The organism is Phytoactinopolyspora alkaliphila, from assembly GCF_010550695.1.
Classification (GTDB): Bacteria; Actinomycetota; Actinomycetes; order Jiangellales; family Jiangellaceae; genus Phytoactinopolyspora; species Phytoactinopolyspora alkaliphila.
The window spans coordinates 299,633-313,501 of the sequence record NZ_JAAGOB010000005.1 but is presented as its reverse complement, the minus strand read 5'-3'; the positions used below and the strand labels follow the sequence as shown (position 1 = coordinate 313,501).

Here is a 13,869-nt window from a genome sequence, read left to right as displayed (position 1 = left end):
TCAGATGACGAGCACAGGAGGAGTGCGTGCGAACTGTCGATTCCCTCCCTGAAGAGGTGCGCGAAGACCCGGACGTCCGGATTCCGATGCGCGACGGAGTCCATCTCGCCGGACGGATCTGGCGGCCGGTCGGGTCCGACGAGGAGCCGGTACCGGCGATCCTGGAGTTCATTCCCTACCGCCAGCGTGATCTCACCGCCCACCGGGACTCCGTGAATCACCGCTACTTCGCCGGTCATGGCTATGCCAGCATCCGGGTGGACCTTCGCGGTAGCGGCGACTCCGAGGGAGTGCTTACCGGCGAGTATCTGGAGAGCGAGCTCCAGGACGCGGAAGAGATCCTGGCCTGGGCCGCCGAACAGCCGTGGTGCGATGGCCATCTGGGCATGATGGGGATCTCATGGGGAGGGTTCAACGCGTTGCAAGTGGCGGCGCGGCAGCCACCGCAACTCGACGCCATCGTCACGGTCTGCTCCACCGACGACCGCTACGCCGACGACGTCCACTACATGGGCGGTTGTCTTCTCAGCGACAACCTCTCGTGGGCGTCGACGATGTTCGCCTACACGTCATGCCCGCCCGACCCCGCCGTCGTCGGCGACGAGTGGCGAGACATGTGGCACCAGCGTCTTGACGGCAGCGGGTTGTGGCTGGAGGACTGGCTTCGGCACCAGCGCCGCGACGGCTTCTGGCAGCACGGCTCCGTCTGCGAGGACTATGACGCCGTCCAGTGCCCGGTGTATGCCGTCAGCGGATGGGCCGACGGCTATTCGAACGCGGTCCTGCGCATGCTTGAGAACCTGAGCGCACCCCGCAAGGGCCTGATCGGGCCGTGGTCGCACAAGTATCCGCACACCGGGCAGCCCGGGCCGGCCATCGGATTCCTGCAAGAGTGCGTCCGGTGGTGGGATCACTGGCTCAAGGGCGCCGACAACGGCGTCATGGACGAACCGGCCCTGCGGATCTGGATGCAGGAAAGCGTCCCGCCGTCCACAGCCTACGAGGAGAGGCCCGGCCGGTGGGTGGGCGAGTGGGAATGGCCGTCCCCGAAGATCGACCTGGTGGAACGCGCGTTCAGCCGCTATCGCCTGATACCTCCCGGCGAGATCGCCGATCCGCAGCCGCTCACCATCGAGTCTCCCCTGTCCGTCGGGCAGTTCGCCGGCAAGTGGTGCTCCTACAACGCACCCCCGGATCTTCCGTACGACCAGCGCGAAGAGGACGGCGGAGCGATCGTCTTCGACAGCGATCTCCTGGACGAACGCTGGGAGGTCTTGGGCGCGCCGGTAGTCCATCTCGAGTTCAGCGTGGATCAGCCGGTTGCCCAAGTGGCCGTGCGGCTGTCCGACGTGGCTCCTGACGGACGCGCCACCAGGGTCAGCTATGGTCTGCTGAATCTCACCCACCGCGACGGGCACGACATACCGCAGCCGTTGGAGCCGGGGCAGACGTATCGGGTTCCGGTGCTGCTCAACGGCATGGCTCACGCGTTTCCGCCCGGCCACCGCATCCGCGTCGCGGTCTCCAGCTCGTATTGGCCGCTGGCCTGGCCGCCACCGGTGCCGGTACAGCTCACGCTCTACCCGGCCGGCTGCGACCTGACACTCCCGGTACGGCCGTCGGAGCGGCCCGACGACGTCTCCACGACACCGTTCGATCCCCCTGAAGGCGCGCCGGCCATCGAGACTCAGACGCTGCGACCGGGCGAGCACCAGTGGACCGTCACCCGCGACCTGATCGACTACCACTCGAAGCTCGAGGTCATCAAAGATCTCGGCACAGTCCGCTTCGAAGACATCGACCTGCTGGTCAGCCGCCGGGCGGAGGAGACCTACAGCTGGGTGGACAACGACTTCCAGACGGTCCGCGGAGAAGTGGTGTGGACCATGGGCTTCTCCCGCGGCGACTGGGAAGTCCGGACAGTCACCAGAACGACGCTCACGTCCACGCCAGAGAACTTTCACCTGCACGCCGCGCTCGACGCATACGAGGGCGAGTACCGTGTGGCGGCCCACAACTGGCGCCTGGTAATCCCCCGGGACCACGTCTAAATGATCATGTAAACCATGTTTTCCCGTGCTTCACCATGCCTGCAGGCATGGTGAAGCACGGGAAAACATGGTTTACATGATCATTTGGGGGAACGCGTGGCGAGCACGGCGGCAGCCGTCTCTAGCCGCAGCCGCTCCAGCGTGTCGATCTGCGCACGCGCCCGCTCCTCCAGTTCGGTCAGGTGGTCCGCGTCCAAGCGGTCGTCGACCTTGGCCACTTCACGCAGGCTCCGCCAGAGGGCCCTTTTGCCTTCCACACCGAGCCGCAGCGCCTCGATCTCATCGAGCGAACTCAGCGGAGAGCGGGTCAGCAACGAGCCGTTGAGCTTGACTCTGCCAACCCATTCCAGAGCGGCCGCCAGCTGAGCCTTGTACCGGCTGACCGAGATGCCAAGGGCGTTCATGATCGACAACAACTGCGCGCGATCGTCGGAGATGTCGTCGGCCAGCCGGAGCAGGGTCTGGCCATCGCCTGGTCCCTGGTGTGACCTGGCGATCCGATAGGCCAGGCGCACGCCGGCCGTCGCCCCGGCAAGGTGGTCGTTGAGGTAGATGCCCAGCAACTCGGTGTCCGCTGTCGCACGGTTCTGTTGGGCAGCCGCGGTTTCGTCTCCCATGGGATGCTCCGATCAGTCTCTTGTAACGGCTCGCTCGGCTAGATAGGAACGCACCGTGCCGGCGATGGCGGCACTGTCGATGCCGGCGGTGCTGAGCTGCTCCTCGGGCTCGGCCGAGCCGGGAAGGTCGCGGACCGCCAGTTTGATCAGCGCCGGTGGCGGCGTGCCACCGGCGAACACGTCGAACACGGCGTCCCCGAGGCCGCCCTCCGGCCAGTGATCCTCGATGGTGATCAGGCATCCTGTCTCGCGGGCGGCGGCCCGCACGGTGAAGGCATCCACCGGCTTCAGGGAGTACAGATCGATCACACGGGCCCGGACGCCTTCCCGTTCCAGGTCGTCCGCCGCGCGCAAGGCCTCGTGGACGGTGACCCCCGCACCGATCAAGCTGACCGCGTCGTTGCTGGAGGACCGCAGTATCCGGCTGCCCCCGATGACGAACTCCTCGTCCGGTCCGTAGATCACCGGGTTCACGCCGCGGCAGGTACGCAGGTAGGAGATGCCGGAGCGGTCGCCCATCTCGGCCACCAGGGCAGCGGTCTGGTTCGCGTCGCAGGGGTGTAGCACGGTGCTGGAATGCACTGCCCGGAAGGCCGCGATATCCTCCAACCCCATCTGGGACGGGCCGTCCTCACCGATCGCGACACCGGCATGCGAACCCACGAGCCGCAGGTCGGCACGGCCGATGGCGGCCATCCGGATGATGTCGTATCCCCTGGTCAAGAATGCGGCGAAGGTGGCGGCGTACGGAATCCAGCCACGGGCCTGCATGCCGATGGCCGCAGCCAGCATCTGCTGCTCGGCAATGTAGAACTGGAAGAACCGGTCCGGATGCTCGTCGGCGAACAGCTGCATCCGGGTGGAGTCGGCCACCTCCGCGTCCAAGCCCACCACATCTGGACGGGCATGCCCGAGCGCGGCGAGTGCCGCCCCGAACGCGTCCCGGGTCGCGACATCGTCGCCCTTCTCATACCTCGGCGGCTCGTACGGCACGGCGTGACCGAAACGGTGTGGCGGCGCGGTGTAGGTCGGCTTCGCCACCCGGACGCCGATGTTGCGAGCGCCGCCGAGCTCGACGATCGCCGCCCGCGCGTCGCTCACCGGCTTACCGTGTTTGCCCTCCTTGTCCGCCACCGCCTCGACACCACCGCCCTTGATGGTTCGCGCCAGAATCGCCGTGGGCCTACCTTTGCTGCCCGCCGCCCGCAGAGCCTCGTCGATCTGGCTCAGGTCGTGTCCATCGATCTCGATGGTGTCCCAGCCGAAGGCGCCGATGCGCGCGGCGTACTCGTCGGTCCGCCATTCCAGCCGGGTGGGTCCGCGCTGGCCGAGCCGGTTGACGTCGATGATGGCGACGAGCTTGTCCAGCCGCTCGTGCCCGGCATGTTCGAAGGCCTCCCAGTTGGAGCCCTCGGCCAGTTCGCTGTCGCCGCAGAGTACCCAGGTACGGTACGGAAGCCGGTCCAGCATCTTGCCGGTAAGGGCCAGGCCGACGCCCATCGGCAGGCCCAGGCCGAGCGCGCCGGTGGCGACATCGACCCAGGGCAATCTCGGCGTGGGATGCCCCTCCAGCCGGCTGCCCAAGGCCCGGTAGGTGACCAGCTCGTCGTCGCTGATCGCTCCCGCGGCCTTGTACAGGGCATAGAGCAGCGGCGAGGCATGCCCCTTGGAGAAGATCAGCCGATCGTTCCCCGGCTCGCCCGGGTGATCGAAGTCGTAGCGCAGGTGGCGCGCGAACAACACCGCCATGAGATGTGCCGCCGACAACGAGGAGGTCGGATGCCCGGACCCCGCGACTTCGGAACATCGAACGGCGTCGACGCGGAGCTGCTGCGCAAGTTCCGCGAGGTCGCTCATCTCTTCTTCAGTCACAGCTACAGCCCTTACCCGTAGGCGCGCCGTTCAGGCGGGACTGGGCGGGCCTAATCTCACGGCTGTCCGCGCCCTGTGCCGGGTACCGAGGGCGGACGTCGAGTAATGTGGGATCGTTGTCACATCGGTTGAGCGGCAAGCCGTTCAGCCGGCGCCAGAGCCAGCGACCTTCAAGGAGCCCGATGAACGACGTGCCGATCACCGCGCCATCACGTCAGCGCACGCGCGAGCCCTCCCTGGACAGGCTCGCCCGGCCCGACGGTGGCCTCGCCATGGTGGCGATGGATCAGCGGGAGAGTCTGCGGACGATGTTCGAGGGCGTGACGGGCGCCCGCCCGTCGACGAGCGAGCTCGTGGAGTTCAAGCTGGCCGTCGCGCGAGCCCTCGGCCCGCTGGCATCCGGATTCCTCATCGACCGCGAGCTGGGCTTCGACACTGTCCGCACCGAACGCGTCCTGCCCGACTCGTGTGGCCTGATTCTCGCCGTGGACGCCCTCACTCAAGAGGTGGGGGGGCCAGTCGAGGAGACACACCTCGATCACGACGCGCTGGCCGCACCCGGCATGCTCGATGGTGTCGCGGCACTCAAACTTCTCGTCATCTGGCGGCGGGACAGCCTACGTGAGCAGCGCGTACGCCTGGCACAAGAGTTTATCCAGGTGGCACATGACCATGGCGTGCTCAGCGTCCTCGAGCCTGTCGTGCGCGCCACCCCCGCCGAGGCCGAGCACGGATGGGATCTCAACGCCGCGATCCGCGAGGCCGCGGCCGAGCTGTCGACGCTGCGGCCCAGCCTGTACAAGGCCCAGGTTCCGAGTGCTGGTGAGGGAGACCCCGAACAGCTGGAGGACGAGTGCCGGGCACTCGACGAGGCCATCACGGGACCCTGGGTGGTCCTGTCCCAGGGTGTTCAGCTGGACCGCTTCCCCCAGGCCGTCACGGCGGCGTGCCGGGCAGGTGCCTCTGGCTTCTTAGCCGGCCGAGCCCTGTGGAGCGACGTCGTGGGCCGGCCGCTGGAGGAGCTGGAGCGCGTCTCGCTGCCCCGGTTACGACGCCTGGCAGAGGTGGTCGACGAGCACGCCAGGCCGTGGTGGGAGGCATGATGGCACACACGTCCCGGCTCGGGCTGGTGCACACCGTCCCCGCCCTCGGAGCGGTCTTCCACGACCTCGTGGTCGAGGTGGCCGCACACACCGGCGCGGTGGTCGAACCCATCCACGTCACCGATCCGTGGCTCCTGCAGACCGCGATGTCCGACGGCGTGACACCCGCGGTCGCGCATCGCCTGCACTCTCACGTCGGCCACCTGCGCGACCAGGGCGCTGAGGCGGTGCTCGTCACGTGCTCGTCGCTGGGCGAGGCGACCGAGCAGTTCTCCGCTTCCGGCACCACCGGCGGCCTGCCGCCCGTGATCCGCATCGACCAGGCGATGGCCGACCGCGCCGTCGACGTCGCCGGCGACGGAGGCCGGATCGCCGTGCTGGCCACCGTTGAAAGCACCATCGGCCCCACTGTCCGGCTGCTCCAGCGCAGTGCGACCCAGGCGGGCACCACTCCGCGCGTGGAAACCGAGACCCTGACCGACGCGGGGCAGGCTCGCTCCACCGGCGACCTGGAGCGGCACGACGCACTGGTCGCGCGCGCCGCCCGGGACTGGGCGACACCAGAGCGCGCCGACGTCGTCGTGCTCGCCCAGGCGTCGATGGCGCATCTGGCGGAACCGGTGACGGCAGAAGCGCGTGTCCCGGTACTGAGCTCGCCGCGACTCGCCGTGGAACGCCTACTTGCCCACGTCGCCCAGACCTTCCCATGATCATGGGAGGACGGCTTGTTTCTAATTCGTTACGTACACTCGTTGACGCGAGTCAGCCTATGTGGGTACGTTCTCATATGAAATCGTTGCCACACTGTGGGCGCCGCACGTCAGGCGCCTCCCCAAACATGGAGGACAGCCCATGAGACCTGCACCCGTCCGGTGGTTGGTCCTGGTGACGGCCGCAGGTTTGACCCTTGCGGCATGCGCCAGCGGTACCTCGAACGACAACTCCACCGACACCGACGAATCCGATGACAACGCCGCCGAGAGCGGCTCGGCCTTCGACCCGGAGGCCGAGCTCGAGGGTGAGCTTTCGATCATGGGCTTCGGGATGGGCGATGAGATCGCCCAGGTCCGGTACGACGAGGCAGTGAGCGTCGTCGACCCGGTCGAGGTCAGCGTGGCCGAAGGCGAGCTCGACATCCAGCAGTTCCTCTCGTCGGTGGCCACCAACGACCCGCCGGACCTCATCCGGCCGAACCGGGACCAGATCGGCACGTTCGCCTCGCGCGGCGCCATCATTCCGCTCGACGAGTGCGTGGACGGCGAAGGCATCGACACGTCGATGTTCCGCGAAGCCGCCATCGGGCAGGTGACATTCGAAGGCCAGCTCTACGCCATCCCCGAGTTCAATCAGGTGCAGATCACCATGGCGAACTCGGAGCTGCTCGACGAGGCCGGGCTCACCCTCGATGACGTCGACGGCTCCAGCTGGGAGGCCATCGAGGCCGCCACCGAGGCCATGCACCAGAAGGACGGCGGCAAGCTTTCGGTCATCGGCTTCGACAGCAAGCTTCCTGAGTTCCTGCCCCTCTGGGCCCGGGCCAACGACGTCGCCCTGCTTTCGGACGACGGCCGGACCGCACAGCTGGACGATCCCAAGGTGGTCGAAGCACTGGAGTGGGCGGTCGGCATCTACGACATGCAAGACGGGTTCGGCACGGTCAAGGCGGTCCGCGACTCCGCCGACTTCTTCGGCAACGGCAACCAGTTCGCCTCGGGTGAGCTCGGCGCGATGCCGATGGAGCAGTGGTACGTCAACGTGCTCAACGACGTCTCTCCCGACGCGCCGCTGGCTTTCTCCACGGTCAAGAGCCGCACCGGTGAGACCATCGCGTACTCGTCGGGCTCGGCCTGGGCGATTCCTGCGGGTAGCGCCAATCCCGAAGCGGCGTGCCGGTTCATCAAGACGATGACGGCCACCGAGAGCTGGATGAAGGCCGCCGAGGCTCGGGCCGAAGCTCGCGCCGAGGATGACAAGCCGTTCACCGGCCTGCTGACCGGGAACGCGGTGGCCGACGAGCAGATCTACGACGCGTTCGTGGAACCCAGCGGCGACGAGAAGTGGGACGCCGCGATCGAGGCCACGTACGAGGCCAACGAGCACACCGTCAGCCTCCCGGCGAACCCGGCCGACGCACAGTTCAAGACCGCCTGGCAGGACGCCGTCAACCGGGTCCTCAACGGCCAGCAGGAGCCGCAGGCCGCCATGGAGCAGGCGCAAGAAGAGGCGCAGGCCGCCCTGGACGAGGCCTGGGCCGCCTGGGACGAGGACTAACGGAGTTGGCCACCACGTCCACTTCGCCCGGAGCGCCGAGTGACACCTCGGCGCTCCGGGCGAAGCGCATCAGCCGCAGGCGCAACACGCGTGCCGCGCTGCTGTTCATCAGCCCGTGGATCATCGGCTTCCTGGTCTTCACCGCCTGGCCGATCATCTACAGCGGATACCTGTCGCTGACCAACTACGACGTCATCAACGATCCCGAGTTCATCGGGCTGGACAACTACCAGCGCATGCTCGAGGATCCGAAGGTCCGCCTCGCGCTGTGGAACACGTTCTACTTCACGGTGCTGCAGGTGCCCCTGTACGTCATGGTCTCGCTCGCGCTGGCGCTGCTGCTGTACAAGGCGGGCCGGTCGGCCGGGTTCTTCCGCACCGCGTTCTTCCTGCCGAAGATGACCCCGCCCGTGGCCGTGGGCATTCTGCTCCTGCTGCTGTTCAACGGCCAGAACGGACTGATCAACACGGTGCTGAGCTGGGTCGGCATCGACGGCCCGGCATGGACCACCGACCCCACCTGGGTGAAACCGGGACTCATCCTGATCAGCCTGTGGTCGGTCGGCTCGTCGGTGATCATCCTGCTCGCGGCGCTGCAGAACGTGCCCCAGGAGCTCTACGACTCCGCCCGCGTCGACGGCGCCAACTGGTGGCAGCAGACGTTCAAGATCACGCTGCCGATGATCAGCGGCGCGATGTTCTTCATCTTCATCGTGAACACGATCGCCGCGTTCCAGACGTTCACTGAGGCGTATACGGCCTACTTCGGCGCCGGGAATACGACCTACAGCAACGACGCGGCACTGTTCTACGTCATCTACCTGTTCCAGCAGGGCTTCGAGTTCCTCAACATGGGTTACGCCTCCGCGATGGCTTGGCTGCTGTTCCTCATCATCATGGTCTTCACCGCGCTCCAGATGATGCTCAGCAAGCGGTTCGTCTACTACGAAGGGGAGCAGCGATGACCGCCGGCGCTGTCGGGACCGAACACGTCGACGACGCGGGCGCACCGGACGTACCGGGCACGCCGCCCACCCGGGTGCCGCCCCGGCCCAGGAAGCCCAAGATCACGGTGGGCAAGATCCTCACCTTCGTGGCGCTGATCTCGGTCACGCTGCTGTTCATCTATCCGTTCATCTGGCTGCTCAGCGCGTCGTTCAAGCCCCGCGGCGAAGTCTTCGACAACAAGATCCTCCCGGAGACGTTCACGTTCGACAACTACATCAACGTCTGGCAAGAGGCGCCGATGCTGTTGTGGCTGTGGAACACCGTCTTCGTCACGGTTCTGGCAGCGGTCACGGTGACCATCTCCAGCGCCCTGGTGGCGTGGGGGTTCTCGTATTTCAGGTTCCGGGGCCGGAACTTCCTCTTCGGGATCGTGCTGGCGACGATGATGCTGCCCGGCGCGGTCACGATGATCCCGCAGTTCCTGATCTGGAACAACCTGGGCATGGTGAACACGCTGACCCCGATGTGGGCGCAGAACCTGTTCGGCAGCGCGTTCTACATCTTCCTGCTCAGGCAGTTCTTCCTGGGGCTGCCACGTGACCTGTTCGAGGCGGCGCGGATCGACGGCGCGAACAACTGGACCATCTTCGCCCGGGTGGCGGCTCCACTGACCAAGCCGGCACTGATCATCACCTTGATCTTCGAGTTCCAGGCGGCGTGGACCGACCTCATGCGCCCATTGATCTATCTGCGCGACAGTGACAAGTTCACCGTCCCACGAGGGTTGAAGGCGCTGCTCGACCAGTACGGATTCGGCGGCAACTGGCACTGGGAGATCGTAGTCACCGCGAGCGTCATCACGACGGTCCCGATGATCATCCTGTTCTTCCTCGGCCAGCGGCACTTCGTCCAGGGCATCGCCACAACCGGCACCAAGGGGTGAGCACGTCCCGGCTCCCGTAGCCGCGCGTTATGAACACGACGATCAATCTCGGCGGCCCGGCCTGGTCCGTCCGCGAAGCGCTGGGCGACACCTGGCAGTGGTATCTGGACAAGCCGGTGACGGCACGCAACAATGCCGGCGACGCCACCGCCAGGGCCGGGCTGGCCCCGGGCTGGCTGCCTGCCCGGGTGCCGGGCTCCGTCATCGGGGACCTGCACCGTGCGGGTGAGTTGCCCGATCCTTACGCCGGACGCAACTCCCGGCACGCCGAGTGGGTCGCCGCGCGCACCTGGGTGTACCGCCGCGAGTTCGAGGTGCCGACCCTCTCCACGGGAGACCGGGCCGTGCTCTGCGCCGACGGCGTGGACCCGGGTGCCCGCGTGTATGTCGACACCGAGGAGGTCGGCCGGCTCGACGGGCTGTACCACCACGGCCGCTTCGACATCACGCATCTTGTCGCGGATGGCGGCACTCACCGGCTGGCCGTCGTGGTCGATCCCGCGCCGCCCGGCGAGCCGCAGGTAGGCAGGACGGACAGGGTCACGCGGCACGCGCCACGGATGGGATACGGATGGGATTTCTGCCCGCGCCTGGTTCACCAGGGCATCTGGCGCGGCATCCGGCTCGAGGTGGGAACCCGGCACCTCTCCGACGTGCAGATCCGCGCGGAGCTCTCCGCTGATCTGGCCTCGGGCCGGATCCACGTCACCGCCGCGATCGAGTCCGACGACGGCGCGGACCCGGTCGTGGACGTCGTCGCCCGTGATCCCGAGTGGAGAGTGGTGGCCCGGACGCAGATGCGTCCCCACCAGGACCGCCGGCTCACAGCCGACCTCGAGATTCCTGCCCCGTCCCTGTGGTGGCCGCGTGGATGGGGCGAGCAACACCTCTACACCGTCGAGCTCGGTGCCGTCGCCGAGGGCGGCGCCACTGCCGGGTACACCGCCACGATGGGTTTCCGGCACGCCGAGATGGTGCCGAACGCGGGGGCGCCGGCTGGTGCCCTGCCCTACACCGCGGTGATCAACGGACGCCCCATGGAGCTGATCGGCTGGAACTGGGCTCCGGCCGACGCCCTCTACGGCGAGATCGACCCGGCGACGGTGGAGCATCTGGTCGACCTCGCGGCTCGGTCAGGCGCCCGGATCCTGCGGGTCTGGGGCGGCGGGCTGGTGGAGACCGAGGAGTTCTACGACGCGTGCGACCGCGCCGGGCTGCTCATCTGGCAGGAGTTCTCCCAGTCCAGCTCCGGGATGCAGAGCGCACCGGCGACGAGCCCGGGCTTCGTGGCGCACCTGCGCCACGAAGCACGCGTCGTCGTCCCGCCGCGAACCCGGCACCCGGCCTTGCTCATGTGGGGCGGCGGGAACGAGCTGGAGGACGACGACGGCCCGCTGGACGACACCCGATCCCCCGCACTGACCGCGCTCCGCGACGAGGTCGCCCGGCTCGACCCAGGACGGCACTGGGCGCCCACGTCCCCCACCGGACCGCTGTTCCACAACCGCATCGACGTCATCTCCGACCGGCCCGACGACCTGCACGACGTGCACGGCCCGTGGGAGCACCAGGGCCTGGAGGCCCACTACACCCTGTACAACCAGGGCACGGCTCTCGCCCACACCGAGTTCGGCGTGGAGGGAATGGCCAACCGCAGGCTGTGGCAGGCGCTGGTCTCGCCCGAGGATCGCTGGCCGACCGGCAGGGAGAACCCGGTCTATCGCCATCTCGGAGACTGGTGGAACAACACCGAGCTGGTCCAGGACTGCTTCGGCGGGCGGCTCGACGGGCCGGAGGAGGTCCGGCGGGCCAGCCAGTTCCTGCAAGCCACCGGCCTGGCATACGCGGTGGAAGCGGACCGGCGGCGCTGGCCGCGCAGCTCCATGGTCATCCCGTGGCAACTCGCCGAGTCCTACCCGAACGCCTGGTGCACCGCGGTGGTCGACCACGCCGGCGAACCCAAACCCGCCTACCACGCGGTCACCCGGGCCTACCTGCCGGAACGAGTCACGGCTCGGGTGGAGCGGCTGGCACATACCGGCGGCCTGGCCGCCGTCGAGGCCTGGGTATGGTCCGAACCGGGCCGGGCATCAGGGGGGCAGGTCACGGCCAGGCTGCTGACCGCCGGCGGCCACCTCGTCGCGGAGGACACGTGGGCGATTCCCGAGCCGGTCGGCTACCCGCAGGCCGCCGGGAGGCTGGCGGCCGATCTCGGGGATATCGCCGAGCGGCCCGACCGCGGGCTTCTGTTCTGGGAACTGCTCTGGCACGACGCCGGCTCGTCGCTGATCGACCGGGAGCTCGTCGTGCTCTCCGCCGGCCGCGACCTCACGCCGCTGCTGGACCTCCCCCGCGCTGAGGTGCGGGTCGACGTCACGTCACAGCCCGGAGCGCCAGTGACCACCGTGACGGTGGAGCATGCCGCCGGGCCGGCCGTCGTCGGGCTTCACCTCAGTGACGACCGCCCGGCCGGTGTCCCCGGATGGGCCGTCGTCGACGTGGATCCCCGGCCGCTGCTACCCGGTGAGACCCGTACGTTCACCGTCACCTGGCGCTCCGCTCCGCCGCCGTGGCGGCTGCGACTCGAGTCCTGGAACACCGATCCCCTACCTCTGGAGGGCACCGCATCATGACCGAATCCGCCGGCACCCCGGACGTCGCCTTCCCGCCAGGGTTCCTCTGGGGCGCCGCCACCTCGGCTTACCAGATCGAGGGCAGCCTCGACGCCGACGGCCGCGGCGAGTCCGTGTGGGACGTCTTCGCCCGGCAGCCTGGAGCCGTCGAGGACGGCGGCGACGCCTCCGTGGCGTGTGACTCCTACCGCCGCTGGCCCGAGGACATCGAGTTGCTCAGCCGGATGAACCTGGGTGCCTACCGATTCTCCGTCGCATGGTCGCGGATCATGCCGGAGGGCCGCGGGCGAGTGGAGAAGCGCGGGCTCGACCACTACGAGCGCTTCGTCGACGCTCTGCTCGAGCGGGACATCGTGCCCGTGCTCACGCTGAACCACTGGGACATGCCACAGGCTTTGATGGCCGACGGAGGCTGGGCGGGGCGGTCCAGCGTCGAGGCGTTCGCCGAGTACACCGCGGCCGTGGCCGACCGGCTGGCGGATCGGGTCCCCTGGTGGATCACCCAGAACGAGCCCTGGATCATCGCCCTGCTGGGCTACCGGCTCGGGCTGCACGCACCCGGCATCCGCGACCTCGGCGCCTCGGTGGCGGCCGGACACCACGTCATGCTCGCGCACGGTGCCGGCGCCGACGTGCTGCGCGCCCACCCGGGCGTCAAGGTCGGCGCCGCGCTGAACCTTCTGCCCTGCGTTCCGGCGTCCGACGACGAGCGGGACGTCGAGGCCGCGTGGGCGTCCGACGGCTACTGCAACCGCTGGCATCTCGATCCTCTCTTCGGCAAGGGTTACCCGGCCGACATGCGGGAGCACTACGAGCGGGCACTGGGCCGGGAGCTCACCGAGATCCGCGCCGGCGACGAGGCCGCGATAGCCGGGCGCAGCGACTTCCTCGCGGTGAACTACTACACCCGCCGGGTCATGAGGGCCGCCGAGCCGGACGGCGCGGATCAGCCGTTCCCGTGGCGCGTGGTCTCCCCTCAGGACCAGGTCCCGCGCACCGACGAAGGCACCGAGATCTCCCCCGATACCTTCCGAGACCTGCTGGTCCGGCTGCACCGGGAGTACGACGGCGTCCCGTTGATCATCGCGGAGAACGGCGGCATCTTCGCCGACACGCCGCTGCACGACGGCCGGGTCCACGACGTCCGGAGGCAGTCCTTCCTCCGGCAGCACGTGACGGCCATGGCGGAGGCGATGGCGGCGGGCGCCGACGTCCGCGGCTACCTGCACTGGTCACTCATGGACAACTTCGAGTGGGCGCTCGGCTACCGCCCCCGGTTCGGCCTGGTCCACGTGGACTACCGCACCGGCGAGCGCACCATCAAGGACTCCGGGCTCCTGTATGCCGAACTCGCCCGTACCGGGCGGCTGCCCGTGGACGGCGACCTCGTCGCCGGCGCCGCACCCAGCAGCGTCAACCCCTGAAAGGCAC

The 13,869-nt window shown here is 68.2% G+C and carries 10 protein-coding genes; 8 read left to right on the top strand and 2 right to left on the bottom strand.

All coding sequences use genetic code 11. The features are described from left to right. Positions 1-26 precede the first annotated feature (26 nt). Positions 27-2,051, top strand: coding sequence for a CocE/NonD family hydrolase (locus G1H11_RS11615; RefSeq protein ID WP_163818710.1), 2,025 nt, complete (start codon positions 27-29; stop codon positions 2,049-2,051). Positions 2,052-2,131: 80 nt separating this feature from the next. On the opposite strand, the gene G1H11_RS11610 is transcribed toward G1H11_RS11615, so the two are convergent. Both G1H11_RS11610 and G1H11_RS11605 read right to left on the bottom strand, forming a co-directional pair. Then, the gene (locus G1H11_RS11610) at positions 2,132-2,668 is read right to left on the bottom strand and encodes a hypothetical protein (RefSeq protein ID WP_163818709.1); all 537 of its coding nucleotides are present in this window, start codon (positions 2,666-2,668) and stop codon (positions 2,132-2,134) included. Positions 2,669-2,680: 12 nt separating this feature from the next. Continuing rightward, positions 2,681-4,525, bottom strand: coding sequence for a transketolase (locus tag G1H11_RS11605; protein WP_163818833.1), 1,845 nt, complete (start codon positions 4,523-4,525; stop codon positions 2,681-2,683). 197 nt (positions 4,526-4,722) lie between these two features. Between G1H11_RS11605 and G1H11_RS11600 the strand changes: the two genes are divergently transcribed. The 7 genes from G1H11_RS11600 to G1H11_RS11570 all read left to right on the top strand — a co-directional run bounded on the left by G1H11_RS11600 (position 4,723) and on the right by G1H11_RS11570 (position 13,862). Continuing rightward, positions 4,723-5,643: a hypothetical protein gene (locus tag G1H11_RS11600; RefSeq protein ID WP_163818708.1), complete on the top strand. Its 921-nt coding sequence runs from the start codon at positions 4,723-4,725 to the stop codon at positions 5,641-5,643. Continuing rightward, positions 5,643-6,353 carry an aspartate/glutamate racemase family protein gene (locus tag G1H11_RS11595; protein ID WP_163818707.1) on the top strand — a complete coding sequence of 237 codons (711 nt, stop codon included), beginning with the start codon at positions 5,643-5,645 and terminating at the stop codon, positions 6,351-6,353. Before G1H11_RS11600 ends, G1H11_RS11595 begins: the two co-directional genes overlap by 1 nt. A gap of 142 nt (positions 6,354-6,495) precedes the next feature. Then, a complete protein-coding gene (locus G1H11_RS11590) occupies positions 6,496-7,914 on the top strand; it encodes an ABC transporter substrate-binding protein (RefSeq protein WP_163818706.1) in 1,419 nt (472 codons plus the stop codon). 5 nt (positions 7,915-7,919) lie between these two features. Next, the gene (locus G1H11_RS11585) at positions 7,920-8,879 is read left to right on the top strand and encodes a carbohydrate ABC transporter permease (protein WP_174257580.1); all 960 of its coding nucleotides are present in this window, start codon (positions 7,920-7,922) and stop codon (positions 8,877-8,879) included. Then, positions 8,876-9,805, top strand: coding sequence for a carbohydrate ABC transporter permease (locus G1H11_RS11580; RefSeq protein WP_174257579.1), 930 nt, complete (start codon positions 8,876-8,878; stop codon positions 9,803-9,805). The genes G1H11_RS11585 and G1H11_RS11580 overlap by 4 nt, the downstream gene beginning before the upstream one ends. A gap of 29 nt (positions 9,806-9,834) precedes the next feature. Next, positions 9,835-12,438 carry a glycoside hydrolase family 2 protein gene (locus G1H11_RS11575; protein ID WP_163818705.1) on the top strand — a complete coding sequence of 868 codons (2,604 nt, stop codon included), beginning with the start codon at positions 9,835-9,837 and terminating at the stop codon, positions 12,436-12,438. Then, the gene (locus G1H11_RS11570) at positions 12,435-13,862 is read left to right on the top strand and encodes a GH1 family beta-glucosidase (RefSeq protein WP_163818704.1); all 1,428 of its coding nucleotides are present in this window, start codon (positions 12,435-12,437) and stop codon (positions 13,860-13,862) included. Before G1H11_RS11575 ends, G1H11_RS11570 begins: the two co-directional genes overlap by 4 nt. Positions 13,863-13,869: the final 7 nt, after the last annotated feature.